Consider the following 18,784-nt stretch of genomic DNA (forward strand, 5'->3'; position numbering starts at 1 on the left):
GTGCCTGCGGTGTGGAGTGCTCCGGTCCGGTTCGTCGAGTGCGACCAGCAGGGCGTCGTCTTCAACGCCCACTACCTGATCTGGGCCGACGAGACGGTCACCGCCTGGTGGGGCACGGTCGGGGTCCCGCACGGGGTGCTGGACGCCTGGGGCGTCGAGTACCTCGTCAAGGCCACCGCGCTGGACTGGAGCTCCTCGGCCCGGTACGGCGACACGGTCGCCGTCGACGCCGAGCTGACGAAGCTGGGCCGCACCAGCCTGACGCTCCTGCTCACCGTGCGGGTGGGCGAGCGGGTCTGTTGCACCGTGCAGACCACCTACGTGGCGACCGCCGACGGTCGGCCGGTGCCGTGGCCCGACGAGGTGCGGGCCCGGGTCAGCGCGGGCTGAGCCCGCTGGCCAGCACCGGCAGCCCGGCCGGTGGCCCGGTCTCGATCAGCCGCCACAGGGCGTCGGTGTCGGCGTGCTCGGCGATCAGGTCGCCGAGTGCGTCGAGCCGGGCCTCGCGTTGGTGCGCGAAGTCCGTGTCGGGGGCCACGGTGAACCGCCGGCCGGCGATCCTGGCGACCTCGGTCAGGAAGGCCCGGCGGAAGCCGTCGGACTCCAGGGCGCCGTGCCACGTCGTCCCGAAGACCGAGCCGGCGCGGGCGCCGTCCAGGAACGGCTCGGCACCGTCGTCCAGGCGCACCACGCCGTGGTGGATCTCGTACCCGCGGACCGGCTGACCCAGGGCGGACCCGGAGGGCCGGCCCAGCGTCTTCTCCCGGGCGAAGGTCACGTCGGCGGGCAGCAGCCCGAGCCCGGGGACGACGCCGGCCCGGGACTCGACGTCGTCGCTGATCGTGCGGGCCAGCATCTGGTGGCCGCCGCAGATGCCCAGCACCGGGCGGCCCTCGGCGGCCCGCTGGGCGACGGCGTCGGCCAGCCCGGCCTCCCGCAGCCACTGCAGGTCGGCGACGGTGGACCTGGTCCCGGGCAGCACCACCAGGTCGGCGTCGGCCAGCTCCTCGGGCCGGGTGGCGTAGCGCAGCAGCACGCCGGGCTCGGTGGCGAGCGCATCCAGGTCGGTGAAGTTGGACAGCCGGGGCAGCCGGGCGACCGACACCCGCAGCACGTCCGCCCCGTGGGGTGGGCCGGCGGGGGCGCGGACGGCGTCGACGCCCAGGGAGTCCTCGACGTCCATCTCCAGCCCGCTGCGCCAGGGGAGCACCCCCAGCGTCGGCCGGCCGGTGAGCGCGGTGAGCTGGTCCAGACCCGGGGCCAGCAGCCGGACGTCGCCGCGGAACTTGTTGACCAGGAAGCCGGCGACCAGCGCCTGGTCGGCCGGGGGCATCAGCGCGACGGTGCCGTAGAGGGCGGCGAACACCCCGCCCCGGTCGATGTCGCCGACCACCACCACGGGCAGCCCGGCGGCGGTGGCCAGGCCCATGTTGGCGATGTCGTCGGCGCGCAGGTTGATCTCGGTGGGGGAGCCGGCGCCCTCGCAGACCACCACGTCGAACCGGGAGCGCAGGTCGGCCAGGCAGGCCAGCGCCTGCTCCAGCAGCGCGGCCTTCATCGGCCGGTAGGACAGCGCCGTGACGTCGGCGACGGGCTTGCCGAGGACGACGACCTGGCTGGCGTTCTCCCCGCCCGGCTTGAGCAGCACCGGGTTCATCGCGGCCTCGGGTTCCACCCGGGCAGCCGCGGCCTGCATCACCTGGGCGCGGCCGATCTCGGCGCCGTCGGCGGTGACCATGGAGTTGTTGCTCATGTTCTGCGCCTTGAACGGCGCGACCGACACCCCCTGGCGCACCAGCCAGCGGCAGATGCCAGCGGTGACCACGGACTTGCCGGCGTCGGAGGTCGTGCCCGCGACGAGCAGCGCACCGTTCCCGGGGTCGCTCCGCGACCAGCCGTCCCGGCCGACGCTCATCGCCGGCTCGCGTCGATCATCGGCGAACGGTCGCCGACACGCCGGTGGGGCGCGACCGGATGCCGATGATCATCACGGTGGGTGGTGCGGCGGGGGGTCACCAGCCGGCCTTCTCCTGGCCGGAGAGCTCCGCGATCGCCTCCATCACGCGGTCGGTGACCTCGCGCCGCGCCCTGCCCTTGCCCGCCAGGCCCCGGTGCTCGGGGAAGCTCAGCGGCTCCCCGAAGGTGACCCGCACCCGGTGCGGGCGCGGCCACTTCGCGCCGATCGGCTGCACCTCGTCGGTGCCGTGCACCGCGACCGGCACCACGGGGCAGTCGGCGGTCAGCGCGAGCCAGGCCACGCCGGTCTTGCCGCGGCCGAGCCGGCCGTCGCGGGACCGGGTGCCCTCGGGGTAGACCCCGAACGCCTCCCCGGCCTGCAGCACCCCGAGCGCGGTGTCCAGCGTCGCCTGGGCGGCCCGGGCCTCCTGTCGCTCGACCGGCAGCGCGCCCAGCGCGGTGAACAGCGTGCGTGTGAGCCAGCCACCGATGCCTGGGCCGTGCCAGTACTCGGACTTGGCCAGGTAGCCGACCTTGCGCGGCGCCATCAACGGGATGGCGAAGCTGTCGATGAAGGAGAGGTGGTTGCTGGCCAGGATCACCGGGCCGGTGAGGGGGACGTTGGCCCGGCCGGTGACCTTGGGCCGGAAGGCGAGGACGAACAGCGGCCGGAGCACGAACCGGACGAGCAGGTAGAACACGCCGCAGTCCCCCTTCCTCGTCCCGGCCTGCGTGACGCGGGTCCCGGCATCTTCTCCGACGACCGCCGGGCCGGGACGGGCGGGTGCGCTCAGACGGAGCGGCCGGGCGGGGACGCGTCGTGCAGGATCTCCCGGACGTCGTCGGGCAGCGGGTGGCGGCCGCTGGCCGAGTCGACGATCGCGACGGCCACGTCGCGCACCTTGCGGTGGGTGTGGCTGGAGATGTGCGCCAGCAGGTCGAAGGCGACCTGGTCGCCGCAGCTCATGAGCAGCATCAGGACGCCCTTGGCCTGCTCGATGGCCGCTCGGCTGGCCATCGCGCTGCGCAGCTGCTCGACCTCGGTCTCCAGCTGGTGCACGTGCTCGTCGGCGGGCTGGGGCGGGCGGCCCTCGGTGATGTCGACGACGAGGCCGGCCAGGGCGACCACCGCGCCGGACGCGTCGGTCTCCGGCTCGCAGACGAGCACGACCGTCCGCTGTTCGCCGTCGGCGCGCACCACGCGGTGCTCGCGGGTGACGGCGGCGCCGGTGGTGCAGGCGACGGCGAGGGCCTCCTGGACGGCGGGGCGGTCGGCCGGGTGCACGTGGGCGAGGAGGAGCTGGGCACCGGGCTGGGTGGAGCCGTCCGGCATGCCGTAGAGGGCGTGCAGCTCCGGCGACCACCACCACCGCTCGGTGGTCAGGTCACCACGGAAGCGGCCGGTCGGTCGGGCGACGTCGGAGTCGACCGCGTGGAGCGCGCGGTGGACCCGGCCGGTCGCCCCGCTCGCGGTCGAGGGGGCGGGGTGGCGGTGGAGGGCGGAGGGCGACATGGCATCAGCCGGTTTCTCTGCTGGCGCACCGGTTGCCCCGGTGGAGGTCGCCGAGCCGTTGGCTGGACCCGGGCGACCCATCGGGCCCGCAGGCCCGACCGCTCCAGTGCCCGAGAAGTTACCGCTCGTGTGCACGTCGTGCGCGCCTGCCCCCGCCCGTCGGAAGAGCCACGGGCCGGTCTGACCTGGGGTGACGGCCTGATCACTCAGATGACGGTGGACGCCGGAGTCGTCGGGTGACCGCCCGCCAGGCTGAGGGTCCCGGCGAGGGACGCGAGCACGTCGACCGCGGCCCGGAGCTCGTCGGCCGGCCGGGTGAACGGCAGCCGCAGGTGGTCGTCGAAGGCGTGCCCGGTGCCGAAGACCCGCCCCTCGGCCAGCAGGACGCCCTGGGTGGCCGCCCCCGCGGTGAGCGCGGCCGAGCTCAGCCCCGGCGGCAGGGCGCACCACAGGGAGAGCCCGCCCGACGGCGGGTGCACCCGCCACTGCGGCAGTCGGGCGGCCAGTGCGGCGAGCAGGGCGTCCCGCTGGGTCCGAAGCTGCTCGCGGCGCCAGGTCAGCACGGCGTCGAGGTCCTGCACGAGGGTGGTCGCCGCGAGCTGGTCCAGCAGGCCGACGGAGAGCTGACGCCGCCCCAGCACCGCACCCAGTCGAGCGGCCAGGGCGGCGTCGGCGCGCAGCCAGCCGATCCGCAGCCCGCCCCAGACCGGCTTGGCCAGCCCGCCGACGGTCACCGTCGCGGTGTCGGGCAGCCCGGCGGCGTACGGCGGCCGCGGGCCGCCGTCCGGGCCCTCGTCCAGGTACAGCTCGGCGCACGACTCGTCCACCAGTGTCAGCACGCCCTGCTGCCAGAGGGTCGCGGCCAGTCGGCGGCGCCCGGCGGCGGACAGCCTGGCACCGGTCGGGTTGGTGAAGTCGGGGATGAGCACGGCCATTCGTGGGCCGCTCTGCCGGGCGGCGAGGTGCGCCGCCTCCACGAGGTCGTCGGGACGGCGCTCGTCGACCGGGACCGGCACCAGCCGGGCGCCCACGCTCTCCACCAGACGCAGGGCGCCGGGGTAGCTGGGGTGTTCCACCAGCACCCGGTCGCCCGGCTCGAGCAGGGCCTCGGCGACCACCGCGGAGGCATCGCCGACGCCGGAGGTGACGACGACCTGGTCGGGGTCGGTCGGCAGACCGCGCGCGGTGAACCGGCCGGCGATCGCGGCGCGCAGCTCCGGCAGGCCACCGGGGGCGTACCCGTGACCGGCGGTGTAGGCCGGGAGCCGGCGCATCGCCTGCTCGTAGGCCGGCTCCAGCTGGGGTGCGGCCGACGGCGCCGCATGCGCCAGGTCGATCAGGCCGGGGACGTCCCGGGGCAGCCAGCCGGCCGAGGTCGAGGCGCCGCTGGGCACCTCGACCACCGTGCCCGAGCCCTGCCGGGTGCGCGCCCAGCCGTCCTCCCGCAGTACCCGGTAGGCCGAGGCGATGGTGACCCGGCTGGTGTCCAGGGCCGCGGCGAGGTCGCGCTCGGCGGGCAGCCGGGTGCCCGCGGGGAGCTGGCCGGCCAGCACCAGCTCGCGGACCCGCCGGGCCAGCCCGGCGTACCGGGGACCCGGCAGGGCCGTGACCGGCCCGATGAGCGCGGCGACCTCGTGGGTCGAACTGGCCTGGTGGACGTCGACTGGCATGGGACCACTGTGCCGGATTGGTCCGCTTCGCGGGACCTCCGCCGATGCCAGTGTCGGTGGTATGCCTCCCGGAAGTGGTCTCGTCGTCCTGATCGGCCTGCTCGTGATCGCGGGTGCCCTCGCCGGTGCCACGCTGCTGGTGACCCTGCGCGGCGGTCTGGGTCCGGCCGACCCGCCGGCCAGTCACCCGCGCACCGACCCGGCCGGCTTCCCCACGCCGTCCGAGCCCCGGGGTGCGCTGCGGCGCCGCCCGAGGGTGCCCCGTCAGGCGGAGCGGCCCCGACGGCCCACTCGGCTCAGCCCCGCAAGGGCGGCGGCCGCCGTCCACACCGCTCGGGAGAGCCGGACGGCCCGGCGGATGTCGCCGCGCACGGGGGGCTGACCGTCGCCCAGCGTGGGCCGCTCCTCCACCCGGGTGCCGTAGACGTTGCGGCCGCCCAGTCGCAGCCCCAGGGCACCGGCCAGCGCGGCCTCGCACCGGCCGGCGTTCGGGCTCGGGTGGGCGGCGCCGTCCCGGTGCCAGGCCCGCCAGGCGTCGGCGGGCGACCCCCCGGTCAGCGGCGCGACGGCCACGGTCAGCAGGGCGGTCAGCCGGGCCGGCAACCAGTTCAGGACGTCGTCGAAGCGGGCCGCGGCCCAGCCGAAGCGGGCGTACCGCGCCGACCGGTACCCGACCATCGCGTCCAGGGTGTTGGCCGCGCGGTAGCCGAGCAGCCCGGGCAGGCCGGCGACCGCACCCCAGAAGAGCGGGGCGACGGCGGCGTCCGAGGTGTTCTCCGCGACCGACTCCACGGTGGCCCGCACCAGCTCCGCCTCGCCGAGGCCGCTGGGGTCACGGCCGGCCAGGGTGGACAGGTGCGCCCGGGCGGCCGGCAGGTCCCCGGCTTCCAGGTGCCCCGCCATGGTGTCCGCCGCCCGGCCCAGCGAGGTGCCACCGAGCACGGCCCAGGTGGCTCCGGCCGTCACCAGGGTCCGGGCGCCCGGCCGGTCGGCGGTCGCCCGGTGCAGGACGGCGCCCAGCGCGGTCGCCGTCCCGACGCAGACGGTGGTGTAGCCGGCCCCTGCGGCCCGCGAGTCGCGCCAGACCCGGCGCTCCAGCGCGGCGGCCGCCCGGCCGAAACCGGCCACCGGGTGCCCGCGGCGCGGGTCGGCGAGCAGCAGGTCGGCGAGGGCGCCGAGGGCGAGCCCGGCGGCGGTCGGAGCGGGCCGGGTGCGCATCGCGGTCACTGTAGGCAGCGGGGCACTCCCTAGGATCGACGGTCATGCGCCTGCCCGGCCGTTACGACGGCGTCGCCCGGCCGATCGTCACCTACGGCAGCAACCCGGTGCTGCACCGGCCGTGTGCCCCGGTGACCGAGTTCGACCGGGGGCTGCGGCACCTGGTCCTGGACATGTTCGCCAGCATGACCGCCGCCGACGGGGTCGGGCTGGCCGCCAACCAGATCGGCGTCGACGCACGGGTGTTCGTCATCGACTGCCCGGACGCCGACGGCGAGGACGTCATCGGCTACGTGGTCAACCCCGTGCTCACCGTGCTCGACCCGGTCGGGGACGAGCCGCCGGTCGAGCTGACCGAGGAGGGCTGCCTCTCGGTGCCGGGTCCCTACGCCGAGCTGGAGCGCGCCTTCCGGGCCCGGGTCGACGGGGTCGACCTGCAGGGGGAGCCCATCGCGATCGAGGCGACCGGCATGGCCGCGCGCTGCCTCCAGCACGAGGTCGACCACCTCGACGGGACCGTCTACGTCGACCGGCTGCCCGCCGACCTGCGGGAGCGACTGCTGGCCGAGGCCGCCGGCCCCGAGGGCGACCTGCCCGCATGAGCGGGTTCTCCGTCACGGTCGTCGGCGTGGGGGCAGACGGCTGGGACGGGCTCTCCCCGGCCGCCCGTCAGGCGATCTCGGCGGCGGAGGTGCTGCGGGGGAGCGCCCGTCAGCTGGGGCTGGTGCCCCCGGACGTCGTCGCCGAGCGGGTGCCCTGGCCCTCGCCGATGGGTCCCGCCCTGGCCGACCTGCCCGCGGCCCACCCGGGGCGCCACGTCGTCGTGCTCGCCAGCGGTGACCCGATGCTCTCCGGCGTCGGCACCTCGCTGGTCCGGCTGTTCGGCGCCGACGCCGTCGAGGTGGTGCCGCACCCGTCGTCGGTGACGCTGGCCTGCGCCCGGCTGGGCTGGGCGGTGGAGGAGACGACGGTGGTCTCCGTCGTCGGCCGGCCGGTCTCGCTCGTCCTGCCGCACGCCACTCCGGGCCGGCGGCTGCTGGTGCTGGGCTCGGACACCCGGACGCCGGCCGACGTCGCCGCCCTGCTCGCCGGGTCCGGCTCCGGCGCCAGCCGGCTCACCGCACTGGCCCAGCTCGGCGGTCCTGCCGAGCGCCGGTTCACCGGCACCGCCGCCGGGTGGCCGCACCCGGAGACCGACCCGCTGGTGCTCACCGCCGTCGAGGTGGTCGCCGACCCGGGCAGCGTGCCGCTGCCGACCGTCCCGGGCCTGCCCGACGACGCCTACTCCTCCGACGGGCAGCTGACCAAGCGCGACGTCCGGGCCGTGACGCTCTCCCGGCTCGGCCCGCTGCCCGGGCAGCTGCTCTGGGACGTCGGGGCGGGAGCCGGCTCGATCGGCATCGAGTGGATGCGGGTGCACCCCTCGTGCCGGGCGGTCGCCGTGGAGTCCGACCCGGTCCGCGTCCAGCGGATCGGCCGGAACGCCGAGCGGCTCGGCGTCCCCGACCTGCAGGTGGTCGAGGGGGAGGCGCCCGGCGCGCTGCTCGGGCTGCCGCAGCCGGACGCCGTCTTCGTCGGGGGCGGCGCGACGACACCGCTGCTGCTGGACACCGTCTGGGAGGTCCTCGCCCCGGGCGGTCGGCTGGTGGTGAACGCGGTGACGGTGGAGAGCGAGGCGGTGCTCGCCGAGTGGCACGGCCGCTGCGGTGGCTCGTTGACCCGGCTGTCGGTCGCCCGGGCCGAGCCGGTCGGCGGCTTCACCGGCTGGAAGCCCGCGATGCCCGTGACGATCTGGAGCGTGACCCGATGACCGTCCACTTCATCGGGGCGGGGCCGGGGGCCGCCGATCTGGTCACCGTGCGGGCCGCGCGGCTGATCGCGTCGTCCCCGGTCTGCCTCTACGCCGGTGCACTGGTGCCCCGCGAACTGCTGGACACCGCCCCGGCGGGTGCCCGGCTGGTGGACACCGCCGACCTGGACCTCGACCAGATCACCGCGGAGCTGGTCGCCGCGCACGAGGCCGGGCTGGACGTCGCCCGGCTGCACTCCGGTGACCCCTCGGTCTACAGCGCGATGGCCGAGCAGATGCGCCGGCTCGACGCGGCGGGCTTGCCCTACGACGTCGTCCCCGGCGTGCCCGCGTTCGCCGCGGCGGCCGCGTCGCTGAAGCGCGAGCTGACCGTGCCCGGGGTGGGGCAGACCGTCGTCCTCACCCGGACGTCGGCGCGGTCGACGCCGATGCCGCCGGGGGAGACGCTCGCCGCCTACGCGGCCACCGGCGCGACGCTGGTGCTGCACCTGGCCGTGCAGCGGATGGACGCCCTCGCCCCGGAGCTGGCCGCGCACTACGGCGCCGACTGCCCGGTGGCGGTGGTCGCCAAGGCGAGCCGGGACGACGAGCTGGTGCTGCGCGGCACGCTCGCCGACATCGCCGCGCAGGTGGCCGACGCCGGGGTGCGCCGGACGGCGGTGGTGATCGTCGGCCGGGTGCTCGCCGCCGAGCAGTTCCTGGACAGCCACCTCTACTCGACGACGCGATGCCGCTGAGGTCAGCCGCGGCCGACGATGGTGCCGGCGCGGTCGATCACCACGACGTCGACCTCGACCGGGGCGCCGAGCAGCACCCCCTCGGCGGTGCGGCGGGCGCCGGCGGCGACCAGGTCGCCCAGCGGGAAGCCGGCGGCGGCGCACTGCTGCAGGGCGTCCAGCGCGGTGTTCGCCTGCCGTACGCCCTCGACCAGGGCCGGCCCGCCGCCGGCCTCGGCCACGAGCTGGGCGAGTGCGGCGAACGACACCTGCGAGCGGGCCGAGTGCAGGTCCAGGTGCCCCTCGGCGAGCTTGGCCAGCTTGCCGATGCCACCGGCCACGGTCAGCCGCGGCACCGGGTGCCGGCGCAGGTACTTCAGCACCGCGCCGGCGAAGTCGCCCATGTCCAGCAGTGCGTCCTCGGGCAGGCCGTACAGCTCCTGGGCCACCCGTTCGCTGGTCGAGCCGGTGCACCCGGCGACGTGCTCCCGCCCGGCGGCGCGGGCCACGTCGATGCCGCGGCGGATCGAGTCGATCCAGGACGAGCACGAGTAGGGGACGACGACGCCCGTCGTCCCGAGGATCGACAGGCCGCCGAGGATGCCCAGCCGTGGGTTCCAGGTCCTGCGGGCCAGCTCCGCGCCACCGGCCACGGACACCTCGACGACGACGTCCCCGCTCCCGCCGTGTCGCTGGGCGACGGCGGTCACGTGCTCGGTCATCAGCCGGCGCGGCACCGGGTTGATCGCCGGCTCGCCCACCGCCAGCGGCAGGCCGGGCTTGGTCACCGTGCCCACGCCCTCGCCGGCCCGGAAGACCACGCCGCTGCCCGGGTCGCCGCGGGTCACGCGGGCGGAGACCAGCGCGCCGTGGGTGACGTCGGGGTCGTCGCCGGCGTCCTTGACGATGCCCGCCGAGGCGCCGTCCCGGTCCATGGACTCACGCGCCAGGGCGAAGGACGGGTGCCTGTCGTTGGGCAGGTCGATCGAGACCGGGTCGGGGAACTCGCCGGTCAGCAGCGCGGTGTAGGCGGCGGTGGTGGCCGCGGTCGCGCAGGCGCCCGTCGTCCAGCCGTGCCGCAGCCCGCTGCTGCCGTCCCTGCTCACGGGACCATCGTGCCTGGCCCGGGCCGAACGCCGGTGCCGACCTCGATCACATCGAGTGGCGGGCTGTCGACGCCTCACCGGCCGGCAGACGTGGACGACTCGACACTCGAGGGTGACGGAGGCCCGGGATGACCGGTCAGGTGCTGGTGCTCGGCGGCACCGGGGAGGCCCGGCGGCTGGCTGCCGAGCTGGTCGCCGCGGGCGTCGACGTCCTCTCCTCGCTGGCCGGGCGGGTGGCCGACCCGGTGCTGCCCGCGGGGGAGGTGCGGATCGGCGGCTTCGGCGGCGCCGACGGGCTGGCCGCGTGGCTGGCCGAGCACCGGCCGCGGGCGGTCGTCGACGCCACCCACCCCTTCGCCGCGCAGATCACCGCCGCGGCGGCCACCGCCGCGGCCGCGCAGGGCACGCCGCTGCTGCGGTTGCAGCGCCCGGGCTGGACGCCGCAGCCGGGGGACACCTGGCGACATGTCGACTCGCTGGCCGCGGCGGCCGAGGCGGTGGCCGGGTACCGCAGCGTCTTCCTCACCACCGGCCGGCAGGGCGTCGGGGCCTTCGCCGCGTTGCCGGGGCGGGTGCTGGTGCGTTCGGTCGACCCGCCGGACGAGCCGCTGCCGGCCGGGGCGACCCTGCTGCTGGACCGCGGGCCGTTCAGCGTCGCCGACGAGCTGGCGTTGCTGCGTGAGCACGCGGTGGAGGTCGTGGTCACCAAGGACTCCGGCGGGCACATGACCGAGGCGAAGCTGATCGCCGCCCGGGAACTGCGGGTGCCGGTCGTGCTCGTCCGCCGGCCGTCGCTGCCGGACGGCGTCGTGCTGGTGTCGACGGTCGAGGACGCGCTGGCCTGGCTCGCGGGCCTGCTCGGGTGGCCGAGGGCCGAGGGGACACCAGGAGCCGGCCCGTCCTCACGGTGAGCACGAAGGGCGATTGAGCGCCACACGCACAGCGACTTGCATCGTTGTAAAGAAGTGAGCAGACTCACTGTCGCGCCGCGCAGCTCCGGTGCCCCAGCGTCCCCGACGGGGTGGACGCCCGCCTGAAGAGAGTCAGCCCATGACGCGTTCCCTCCTCCGCCGGGCGTGGGTGCCCGCGCTCACGGCGGCCCTGCTGGTCGGCTCAGCAGCGCTCACCGCCCCGGCCGCCGCCGCACCGACGCCCGCCGCCCCACCGCTCGTCGCCGGAGCCGACCGTCCCGCGGACCCGATCGCGCACGACCCGACGCTGGTCGAGGAGGGGGGCTGGTTCTACCTCGCCATCACCGGCGACGCCGCCACCGGCAGCGACTACATCCCGATGAAGCGGTCGAAGGACCTCCGTACCTGGGACGAGCTGCCGCCGGTCTTCACCGAGCTGCCCGCCGGCGTCCTGGCCGCCATCGGCGCGACCCCGGCCGACGCCCCGCAGGACGCCTGGGCCCCGGACCTCAGCTGGTCCGGCAGCGAGTGGCGGCTGTACTACTCGGCCTCCCGCTTCGGCACGACCAACTCCGTGACCGCGCTGGCGACCACCAAGTCGCTGGACCCGGCCAGCCCCGACCACGGCTGGGTCGACCGGGGCCCGGTGCTGGAGAGCGAGCCGGGCAGCGACGAGTACAACGCGATCGACGCCAACCACGTCACCGACGCCCAGGGCGGCGAGTGGCTGACCTTCGGATCCTTCTTCGGCGGCCTGAAGATCGTCGCGCTCGACCCGGCGACCGGGAAGCTCGCCGCCGGCGCCCCGGTGCTCCCCCTCGTCGACCGGCAGATCCAGTACAACCCCGTCGAGGGGCCCTCGATCATCCGCCACGGCGACCACTACTACCTGTTCGCGTCCTTCGACTACTGCTGCCGTGGCGCGGAGAGCGACTACCGGGTGGTCGTCGGCCGGTCGACGTCCATCACCGGCCCGTACCTGGACCGGGACGGCGTCTCCCTGCTGGAGGGCGGCGGCACCGAGGTGCTGCGCGGCTACAACGAGTTCCAGGGCACCGGCCACCCGGACGTGTACTCCGCCGGCGGTGTCGACTACTTCGTGAACCACTACTACGACGCACTGTCCGACGGCACGCCGCGGCTGAACGTGCGCACCCTATCCTGGTCCGACGGCTGGCCGACGGTCAGCGACCCGGTCAACCCCAGCCGTTCGGCCGGTCACGGCTCGGCCTACGTGCAGGTGGTCCCCCGGGACGGTGCCGCGGTCGTGTCCAACGCGACCTGCGGCTACGCCGGGGCCAACGTGGCCCTGGCCGCCGCCTCGCCGGCCGACACCTGCCAGCAGTGGCAGATCGACGCACGGGACGCCGCCCAGGTCACCGACGGCAGTGAGACGGGTTCGCGGTTCCAGAACCGGAAGAGCAACATGGCCGCCGACTTCCCCGGCTGCGCGGAGGCGCAGAGCAGCGGCAACGTCGGCCAGTTCGACTGGTTGGGCAACTTCTTCTACAACGTCTGCCAGCGCTGGCTCTTCTCGCCGGCGTCCGACGGCTACACGACGATCTCCTCCATCGCGGGGCGCAACCTCGTGTGGACCGCCGAGGGGCGGACGCCGGGCGCCAACCTGGGCGTGGCGACACCGACGGGTGCGGCGAACCAGCAGTTCCGGTTCCAGCCGGTCGGTGAGGTCCTGCTGGGGAGCGCCACCGACCAGACCCAGACCCTGGGTGTGGCCGGGTGCAAGGCGGCCAAGGGCAACGGCAACAAGGTGCGGATGGAGACCCGGGTCGCCGGCTCCTGCCAGACCTGGACGGTGACCTCCACCGGCGGTGCCGGCTACACGGTCACCAACGCCGCCACCGGCTCGGTGCTCGCCTCGACGTCCTGCACCACCGGCAGTGCCCCGGCCCGGCTCCGGCTGCTCCCGGCGGACGAGGCAGGCAAGGCGGGCAAGGCGGGCAAGGCGTGCAGCACCTGGACGCTCGTCCCGGGCGACGACGGCACGTGGTCGCTGGCCACCGCCGGGAACACCCAGACGGTCCGGCTGCTCATCCCCTGACCGGCCCCGCAGCACCGTCCGACGGCCGGCGTCCCCTCACGGGACGCCGGCCGTCGTCGTCACGCTGCCTCCGGTGCCCGGACTGTCGCACCCTCGGTGCACAGTGGGTGCGACGGAGGTGGTGCGCAGTGCTGGGAGAACCGCAGGCGGTCGACCTCGACCCGCTGAGCCTGGAGAGCGCCCTGCTGCGGGCGGCGGTCGGTGACTACGCGGCCGAGGCGGCGGTGCTGCTGCTGGCCGAGTCCGGCCACTGGCTGCCCCGGCTGCAGGCCGCCGGCCTGATCGCCATCGCGCTCGACGCCGACGCCATCGACGGCGGACCGTGGGCCGCCGTCCAGTGGGCCGACCTGGACGGCGCGCTCCGCACCGGGGTGATCGGCGGCAGCGGCGGGCAGCTGCGGCTGTTGCGGGCGGCGGCGAGCCTGGCCGAGGGGCAGCCGGTCGACCTGGCCGACCTGACCGCCGGCCTGGACCGCGACGAGCTGGTCCTGCTGCTGGCCGCGGTGGCCCACGCGGCCGGCAGTCACGAGCACGACGACGGCGCAGGGGCGTCGGTCGGCCCGGTCGTGCCCTGGCCGCGGCGCGACTGAGGCGGACACCCGGGGCCGACGTCTGGACAGCAACTAGTAACTGAGTGCATAGTCTGCGCATGGCGCTCGGGCACGTCCTCCTCGGCCTCCTCGCGCGGGGTGGACGGCACGGGTACGACCTCAAGCGGCAGTACGACGCACGGTTCCCGATGGCCAAGCCGATCGCGCCCGCGCAGGTGTACGCCACGTTGGAGCGACTGCTGCGGGACGGGCTGGTCGCCCCCGGGGGCACCGATCGGGGCGGCGGTCCCGACCGCACGTCGTACGAGATGACCCCGGCCGGGCGGCTGGAGCTCGACGCCTGGCTGGCCGAGGTCGAGGCGCCGACCCCCTTCGTCAGCAACCCGCTGGCGGTGAAGGTGACCCTCGCGCTGCTGGTCGCCGGGGACGACGCCGCGGCCGACTACCTGCAACGGCAGCGCGCTGCCCACCGGGAACGGATGCGCGAGTACACCCGCGTCAAGACCGACCCCGACACCTCCCTGGCCGGTGTGCTCGCGGCCGACTACGCCCTCAACCACCTCGATGCCGACCTGCGGTGGATCGACACCGCCCTGGCCCGCGTCGCCTCCCTCTCCGAGGAGCTCCGACCATGACCTCTCCACCCGACGACACCGGCACCGACGAGGGCCTGCTGCTCGCCGGCCGTGCGCTGGTGCGCTCCTACGGCCACTCCCCGGCGCTGCGCGGGATCAGCGTGGGCACGCGGCGCGGCGAGATCCTGGCGATCACCGGCCCGTCGGGGTCGGGCAAGTCGACGCTGCTGCTGTGCCTGGCGGGCATCCTGCGCCCGGACGCCGGCGAGGTCCGGTTCGACGGGCGCCGGATCGACACCGACAGCGAGGCCGAGCGGTCCCGGCTGCGGCGCACCCGGTTCGGCGTGCTCTTCCAGTTCGGCCAGCTGGTGCCCGAGCTGACGGCGGCGGAGAACGTGGCGATGCCGCTTCTGCTGGCCGGCGTCAAGCGACGTCCCGCCCTGACCGCCGCCGGCACCTGGCTCGAGCGCTTCGAGGTGGCCGACCTGGCGACGCACCGGCCGACCGAGATGTCCGGCGGCCAGGCCCAGCGGGTGGCGATGGCCCGGGCGCTGGTGACCGAGCCGGAGGTGCTGTTCGCCGACGAGCCGACCGGCGCCCTCGACACCCTGGCCGGGGAGCAGGTGCTCACCGAACTGGTCCGGGTCACCCGGCAGGCCGGCATGACCGTGCTGATGGTCACCCACGACGCGAAGGTCGCCGCCTACGCCGACCGGGAGATCGTGATCCGGGACGGCATGGCCGACGACGGCGCCCCGACCTCGGCCCTGCGCGGCGCGCTGGGCCGGGCAGGCGCCCGGTGAGCGGCTCGGCGGACGTCGGGGCGATGCGCTGGTCGACCCTGCTGTGGCTGGCCACCGCCGGCGGCCGGGCCGACCGCACCCGGATCGCGCTGACCGCGGTCGGCGCCGCCGCAGGGGTGCTGGCGCTGCTCGCCGCCGCCACGGTCGCGGCCACCGGTGAGGACGACGGGCCCTACACCAGTCAGCTGCTCAACGAGACCGGGCTGCACATCGGCATCGTGATCGCCCTGGTGCTGCTCTGCGTGCCGGTGCTGGCGTTCACCGGCCAGTGCGCCCGGATCGGCGCGCCGGCGCGCGACCGGCGGCTGGCCGCGCTCCGGCTCACCGGCGCAACCCCCGCGGACGTCGCCCGGGTGGCCGCCGTCGAGACCGGGTTGGCGGCGGCCCTGGGATCACTGATCGGCCTGGGGGTGTACCTGCTCGGGCGGGTGCTGCTCGGGGACCCGGTGACGGCCACCTACGAGCGCAGCACCGAGATCTCCTCGAACGGCTACCTCATCGAGGACGTCACCGGTCCGGCGCTGCGGCTGCCGACCGACGTCCTGCCGCCGGTCTGGCTGATCGCCCTCCTGGTCCTCGCCGTGCCGATCGCGGCCACGGTCTTCGCGCTGGCCGCGCTGCGCCGGGTGACCACGACACCGTTCGGGGTGGTGCGCAGCCAGCGGGTGCGGCCGGTGCAGGTGGTCCCGGCGGCCCTGTTCGTCCTCGGGGCCGGGGGCATGGCGCTGTTCGCGGGGCTGGTCCGGTTGACCGGCATCGACGGGGGTGTCGGCCGGGTGCCCGCGCTGGTGTTCCTGCTGCTGTTCCTCTGCACGGCGATCGGCATCGTGCTCGGGACGGCGGCCGTCTCCGCGCGGGTGGGGGAGTTCCTGGCCCGGCGCACCGGGCGGCCGGCGCTGCTCATCGCCGGCCGGCGGTTGGTCGCCGCGCCCTTCGCCGCCAGCCGGAGCCACTCGGCCCTGCTGGTCGTCGTCCTGCTCGCCGCGGCCATCCAGGGCTTCCGGTCCCACACCCTGCTGTCGCAGCGGCAGAGCGGCAACGAGTTCTACGCGCGGGCCCTGGACACGGTCGACCTGGCCCTGGTCGTCGCCGGTGCGATCGCCGTGGCCGGTCTGCTGGTCGGCACCATCGAGGGCGTGCTGAGCCGGCGGCGGGCGGCGGCCGCGCTCGTAGCCGCCGGGGTGCCGCGGGGCGTGCTCGGCCGGGCCCTGCTGCTGGAGGTGCTGGTGCCGGTCGTCCCGGCGACCCTGCTGGCGACGGCCGCCGGCATCCTCGCCGCGCGTGGGGTGATGGGCACCACCGTGCAGGAGAGCAGCTACTCCGCCACCGGGCGGGTGCTCCGGGTGGTGGAGACCGCCGTGCCCGTGCCCTGGACGGCGCTGGCGGTCATCGCCGGTGGGACGACGCTGGCCACGGCCGCCCTCACGCTGATCGCTCTGCCGATCCTGCGCCGCAGCGCCGACCCGGGGGAGCTGCGCACCGCCTGAGCGGGTGCCCGGGGGCAGGCGAGGGGTTCGCGGTCGGCGTCCCGGGCAAGATCCCGGGCATGACCACCCCGCCCGGGCTGCCCGACGCCCTGCAGCACCTGCGCGATCGGGTCGCCTCGGCACCGCTCGGCCTGGCCACCCCCGGCCGGGACGCCGCCGCCCGCACCGCCCGCTCGGTCGTCGACCAGGTCGACGACTACCTGCTGCCGCGGCTCCGCGACCTGGACGCACCGCTGCTCACCGTGGTCGGCGGCTCGACCGGCGCCGGCAAGTCCACGCTGGTCAACAGCCTGCTGGGCGCCCGGGTCACCACCCCCGGCGTGCTCCGCCCGACGACCCGCGCTCCGGTCCTGGTCTGCGCTCCGGCCGACCGGGCCGCGTTCGCCGGCGACCGGGTGCTGCCCGGGCTGGCCCGCACCACCGGCGGGGAGGCCGGCCCCGGCGGTCTGCAGCTCGTGGTGTCCGAGGCGCTGCCGGCCGGGCTCGCCCTCGTCGACGCCCCGGACGTCGACTCGGTGGTCGAGGCCAACCGCGACCTGGCCGGTCAGCTGCTGGCCGCCGCCGACCTGTGGGTCTTCGTGACGACGGCGGCCCGCTACGCCGACGCCGTCCCGTGGGACCTGCTGCGCACCGCCCAGGAGCGGGGGACCGCGCTGGCCGTCGTGCTGGACCGGGTGCCGCCCGAGGCGGTGGCGGAGGTGGCCGACGACCTGGCCGGGATGCTGCGCCGAGCCCGGCTGGACAGCGCCCGGCTGTTCGTGATCGAGGAGCGGCCGCTGGCCGACGGCTTCCTGCCCGACGAGCAGGTCGCCCCGCTGCGCGGCTGGCTGCACGCGCTCGCCGCCGACCAGGAACAGCGCGCCGCCGTCGTCCGGCAGACCCTCGCCGGGGCGCTGGGCAGCCTGCACGACCGGGTCGACGTCGTCGTCGCCGGCGTCGCCGAGCAGGCGGCCGCCGCGGAGGCGCTGCAGGCCGCCACGGACGCCTCCTACGCCCGGGCGCGGGCGGCGATCGACGAGGGCGTCGGCAACGGCAGCCTGTTGCGCGGGGAGGTGCTCGCCCGCTGGCAGGAGTTCGTCGGCACCGGCGAGTGGATGCGCAGCCTGCAGGGCCACGTCGGCCGGTTGCGCGACCGGGTCACCGCCGCGTTCACCGGCCGCAGCAACCCCGCCGACGACCTGGCCGGCGCGCTGGAGTCCGGGGTCGAGCTGCTGCTCCGGGCCGAGGCCGACCGCGCCGCGGAGAAGACCGTCACCAGCTGGCGGACCCTGCCCGGCGGGATCGCCCTGCTCGACGGCCGGGAGACCGAGCTGGACGGCGTCTCGCCGTCGTTCGCCGGCGCCTCCGCCGACGAGGTGCGGGACTGGCAGGGCACGGTGTTGGAGCTGGTGCGCAGCGAGGGCGCGGGCAAGCGGTCGCGGGCCCGGCTGATGTCCTGGGGGGTCAACGGCGCGGGTGCGGTGGTGATGGTCGCCGTCTTCGCCTCCACCGCCGGGCTGTCCGGCGCCGAGGTGGCCATCGCCGGCGGCACCACCGCGGTGGGTCAGCGGGTGCTCGAGGCGGTGTTCGGGGACGCGGCGGTGCGCGAGCTGGCCGCCCGGGCCCGGGCCGACCTGGACGCCCGCGCCGCGCGGCTGCTGCGCGCCGAGCAGCACCGCTTCGACGTGCTGCTGGAGGACGTCGCCCCGGCACCGGGCGCGGACGTCGAGCTGCGGTCGGCGGCGCAGGCGCTGGCTGCTGCCCACGGGGTCGGCGCGTGAGGCTCGGGAGGCGCGGCGAGCTGTCCCTGACCGACCGGCTGGCCGCCCTGCGCGAGGCGGTGGAGGTCGCCGAGGGGCGGCTGGAGGTGCCGGAGGTCGCCAGTGCCCGTGCCCTGCTGGCCAAGGCCGGTGCACGCGAGGCGCTCGGCGACGCCACCGTGGTCGCGCTGGCCGGGGCCACTGGGAGCGGGAAGTCCACGCTGTTCAACGCGCTCAGCGGCAGCGAGGTGAGCACCCCCGGGGTGCGCCGGCCGACCACCGGCGTCGCGCACGCCAGCGTGTGGGGGGAGCACGGGTCCGACCGGCTGCTGGACTGGCTGCAGGTGCCCAGGCGGCACCGGGTGGAGTCGGGTGACCCGGCCCTGGACGGGCTGGTGCTGCTCGACCTGCCCGACCACGACAGCGTCCGGCTGGAGAACCGGCTGGAGGTCGACCGGCTGGTGGAGCTGGTGGACGTGCTGGTGTGGGTGCTCGACCCGCAGAAGTACGCCGACGCCGCGGTGCACTCGCAGTACCTGGCGCCGCTGGCCGGGCACTCGGGGGTGCTGGTCGTCGTCCTCAACCAGGTCGACCGGCTGGACGAGCCGGCCGCCCGCGCCTGCCTGGCCGACCTGCGCGGGCTGCTGGACCGGGAGGGCCTCGCGGCGAC

The 18,784-nt window shown here is 76.0% G+C and carries 18 protein-coding genes; 12 read left to right on the forward strand and 6 right to left on the reverse strand.

The genetic code is table 11. The features are described from left to right. Complete coding sequence (locus tag IN07_RS01430; protein ID WP_036332861.1) at positions 1-390, forward strand: acyl-CoA thioesterase; 390 nt, start codon at positions 1-3, stop codon at positions 388-390. On the opposite strand, the gene IN07_RS01435 is transcribed toward IN07_RS01430, so the two are convergent. The 5 genes from IN07_RS01435 to IN07_RS01455 all read right to left on the reverse strand — a co-directional run bounded on the left by IN07_RS01435 (position 377) and on the right by IN07_RS01455 (position 6,357). After that, on the reverse strand, positions 377-1,915 hold the full coding sequence (locus tag IN07_RS01435; protein WP_052090508.1) for a cobyric acid synthase: 1,539 nt from the start codon (positions 1,913-1,915) through the stop codon (positions 377-379). The two genes, IN07_RS01430 and IN07_RS01435, sit on opposite strands and share 14 nt — an antisense overlap. Before the next feature lie 97 nt (positions 1,916-2,012). Further along, the gene (locus IN07_RS01440) at positions 2,013-2,657 is read right to left on the reverse strand and encodes a lysophospholipid acyltransferase family protein (protein WP_036332862.1); all 645 of its coding nucleotides are present in this window, start codon (positions 2,655-2,657) and stop codon (positions 2,013-2,015) included. Between the two features lie 89 nt (positions 2,658-2,746). Beyond that, on the reverse strand, positions 2,747-3,469 hold the full coding sequence (locus IN07_RS01445) for a PAS and ANTAR domain-containing protein (RefSeq protein ID WP_036332865.1): 723 nt from the start codon (positions 3,467-3,469) through the stop codon (positions 2,747-2,749). A gap of 206 nt (positions 3,470-3,675) precedes the next feature. After that, the gene (gene yczR / locus IN07_RS01450) at positions 3,676-5,139 is read right to left on the reverse strand and encodes a MocR-like transcription factor YczR (RefSeq protein WP_036332867.1); all 1,464 of its coding nucleotides are present in this window, start codon (positions 5,137-5,139) and stop codon (positions 3,676-3,678) included. Positions 5,140-5,403: 264 nt separating this feature from the next. Continuing rightward, positions 5,404-6,357, reverse strand: coding sequence for a cobalamin biosynthesis protein (locus tag IN07_RS01455; RefSeq protein ID WP_036332908.1), 954 nt, complete (start codon positions 6,355-6,357; stop codon positions 5,404-5,406). A gap of 44 nt (positions 6,358-6,401) precedes the next feature. Between IN07_RS01455 and def the strand changes: the two genes are divergently transcribed. Genes def through cobM form a run of 3 tightly spaced genes read left to right on the forward strand, consistent with a single transcriptional unit; the run spans position 6,402 to position 8,904 of the window. Beyond that, positions 6,402-6,959 carry a peptide deformylase gene (gene def, locus IN07_RS01460; protein WP_036332868.1) on the forward strand — a complete coding sequence of 186 codons (558 nt, stop codon included), beginning with the start codon at positions 6,402-6,404 and terminating at the stop codon, positions 6,957-6,959. After that, a complete protein-coding gene (locus IN07_RS01465) occupies positions 6,956-8,167 on the forward strand; it encodes a bifunctional cobalt-precorrin-7 (C(5))-methyltransferase/cobalt-precorrin-6B (C(15))-methyltransferase (RefSeq protein WP_036332871.1) in 1,212 nt (403 codons plus the stop codon). Before def ends, IN07_RS01465 begins: the two co-directional genes overlap by 4 nt. Then, a complete protein-coding gene (gene cobM, locus IN07_RS01470; protein WP_036332873.1) occupies positions 8,164-8,904 on the forward strand; it encodes a precorrin-4 C(11)-methyltransferase in 741 nt (246 codons plus the stop codon). The genes IN07_RS01465 and cobM overlap by 4 nt, the downstream gene beginning before the upstream one ends. A 2-nt stretch (positions 8,905-8,906) precedes the next feature. Here cobM and IN07_RS01475 read toward each other — a convergent pair whose 3' ends face one another. Next, positions 8,907-9,989, reverse strand: coding sequence for a cobalt-precorrin-5B (C(1))-methyltransferase (locus IN07_RS01475; protein ID WP_036332875.1), 1,083 nt, complete (start codon positions 9,987-9,989; stop codon positions 8,907-8,909). A gap of 128 nt (positions 9,990-10,117) precedes the next feature. Here IN07_RS01475 and IN07_RS01480 point away from each other — a divergent pair, with 128 nt between their 5' ends. The 8 genes from IN07_RS01480 to IN07_RS01515 all read left to right on the forward strand — a co-directional run. Next, positions 10,118-10,900 carry a cobalt-precorrin-6A reductase gene (locus IN07_RS01480; RefSeq protein ID WP_036332877.1) on the forward strand — a complete coding sequence of 261 codons (783 nt, stop codon included), beginning with the start codon at positions 10,118-10,120 and terminating at the stop codon, positions 10,898-10,900. A gap of 139 nt (positions 10,901-11,039) precedes the next feature. After that, positions 11,040-12,959 carry a family 43 glycosylhydrolase gene (locus IN07_RS23700; RefSeq protein ID WP_052090510.1) on the forward strand — a complete coding sequence of 640 codons (1,920 nt, stop codon included), beginning with the start codon at positions 11,040-11,042 and terminating at the stop codon, positions 12,957-12,959. A gap of 128 nt (positions 12,960-13,087) precedes the next feature. After that, positions 13,088-13,549, forward strand: coding sequence for a hypothetical protein (locus IN07_RS01490; protein WP_052090512.1), 462 nt, complete (start codon positions 13,088-13,090; stop codon positions 13,547-13,549). A 59-nt stretch (positions 13,550-13,608) separates the two neighbouring features. Further along, a complete protein-coding gene (locus IN07_RS01495) occupies positions 13,609-14,145 on the forward strand; it encodes a PadR family transcriptional regulator (protein ID WP_036332880.1) in 537 nt (178 codons plus the stop codon). Further along, a complete protein-coding gene (locus IN07_RS01500; RefSeq protein ID WP_052090514.1) occupies positions 14,142-14,888 on the forward strand; it encodes an ABC transporter ATP-binding protein in 747 nt (248 codons plus the stop codon). Before IN07_RS01495 ends, IN07_RS01500 begins: the two co-directional genes overlap by 4 nt. Continuing rightward, positions 14,885-16,375 (forward strand): FtsX-like permease family protein, encoded by a 1,491-nt coding sequence (locus IN07_RS01505; RefSeq protein ID WP_156118997.1) that lies wholly within the window; start codon positions 14,885-14,887, stop codon positions 16,373-16,375. Before IN07_RS01500 ends, IN07_RS01505 begins: the two co-directional genes overlap by 4 nt. Positions 16,376-16,434: 59 nt before the next feature. After that, positions 16,435-18,135, forward strand: a complete 1,701-nt coding sequence (locus IN07_RS01510; RefSeq protein ID WP_036332884.1) for a GTPase family protein — start codon at positions 16,435-16,437, stop codon at positions 18,133-18,135. Further along, a partial coding sequence (locus IN07_RS01515; protein ID WP_036332886.1) for a GTPase occupies positions 18,132-18,784 on the forward strand: 653 nt, incomplete at its 3' end. The genes IN07_RS01510 and IN07_RS01515, both read left to right, overlap by 4 nt.

It is taken from the genome of Modestobacter caceresii (assembly GCF_000761485.1).
Lineage (GTDB): Bacteria > Actinomycetota > Actinomycetes > Mycobacteriales > Geodermatophilaceae > Modestobacter > Modestobacter caceresii.

Coding starts and splice junctions, on each gene's coding strand:
- IN07_RS01435 (WP_052090508.1), bottom strand. CDS start 1,915: ATGAGCGTCGGCCGGGACGGCTGGTCGCGGAGCGACCCCGGGAACGGT.
- IN07_RS01445 (WP_036332865.1), bottom strand. CDS start 3,469: ATGTCGCCCTCCGCCCTCCACCGCCACCCCGCCCCCTCGACCGCGAGC.
- yczR (WP_036332867.1), bottom strand. CDS start 5,139: ATGCCAGTCGACGTCCACCAGGCCAGTTCGACCCACGAGGTCGCCGCG.
- IN07_RS01455 (WP_036332908.1), bottom strand. CDS start 6,357: ATGCGCACCCGGCCCGCTCCGACCGCCGCCGGGCTCGCCCTCGGCGCC.
- def (WP_036332868.1), top strand. CDS start 6,402: ATGCGCCTGCCCGGCCGTTACGACGGCGTCGCCCGGCCGATCGTCACC.
- IN07_RS01465 (WP_036332871.1), top strand. CDS start 6,956: ATGAGCGGGTTCTCCGTCACGGTCGTCGGCGTGGGGGCAGACGGCTGG.
- cobM (WP_036332873.1), top strand. CDS start 8,164: ATGACCGTCCACTTCATCGGGGCGGGGCCGGGGGCCGCCGATCTGGTC.
- IN07_RS01480 (WP_036332877.1), top strand. CDS start 10,118: ATGACCGGTCAGGTGCTGGTGCTCGGCGGCACCGGGGAGGCCCGGCGG.
- IN07_RS23700 (WP_052090510.1), top strand. CDS start 11,040: ATGACGCGTTCCCTCCTCCGCCGGGCGTGGGTGCCCGCGCTCACGGCG.
- IN07_RS01495 (WP_036332880.1), top strand. CDS start 13,609: ATGGCGCTCGGGCACGTCCTCCTCGGCCTCCTCGCGCGGGGTGGACGG.
- IN07_RS01500 (WP_052090514.1), top strand. CDS start 14,142: ATGACCTCTCCACCCGACGACACCGGCACCGACGAGGGCCTGCTGCTC.
- IN07_RS01510 (WP_036332884.1), top strand. CDS start 16,435: ATGACCACCCCGCCCGGGCTGCCCGACGCCCTGCAGCACCTGCGCGAT.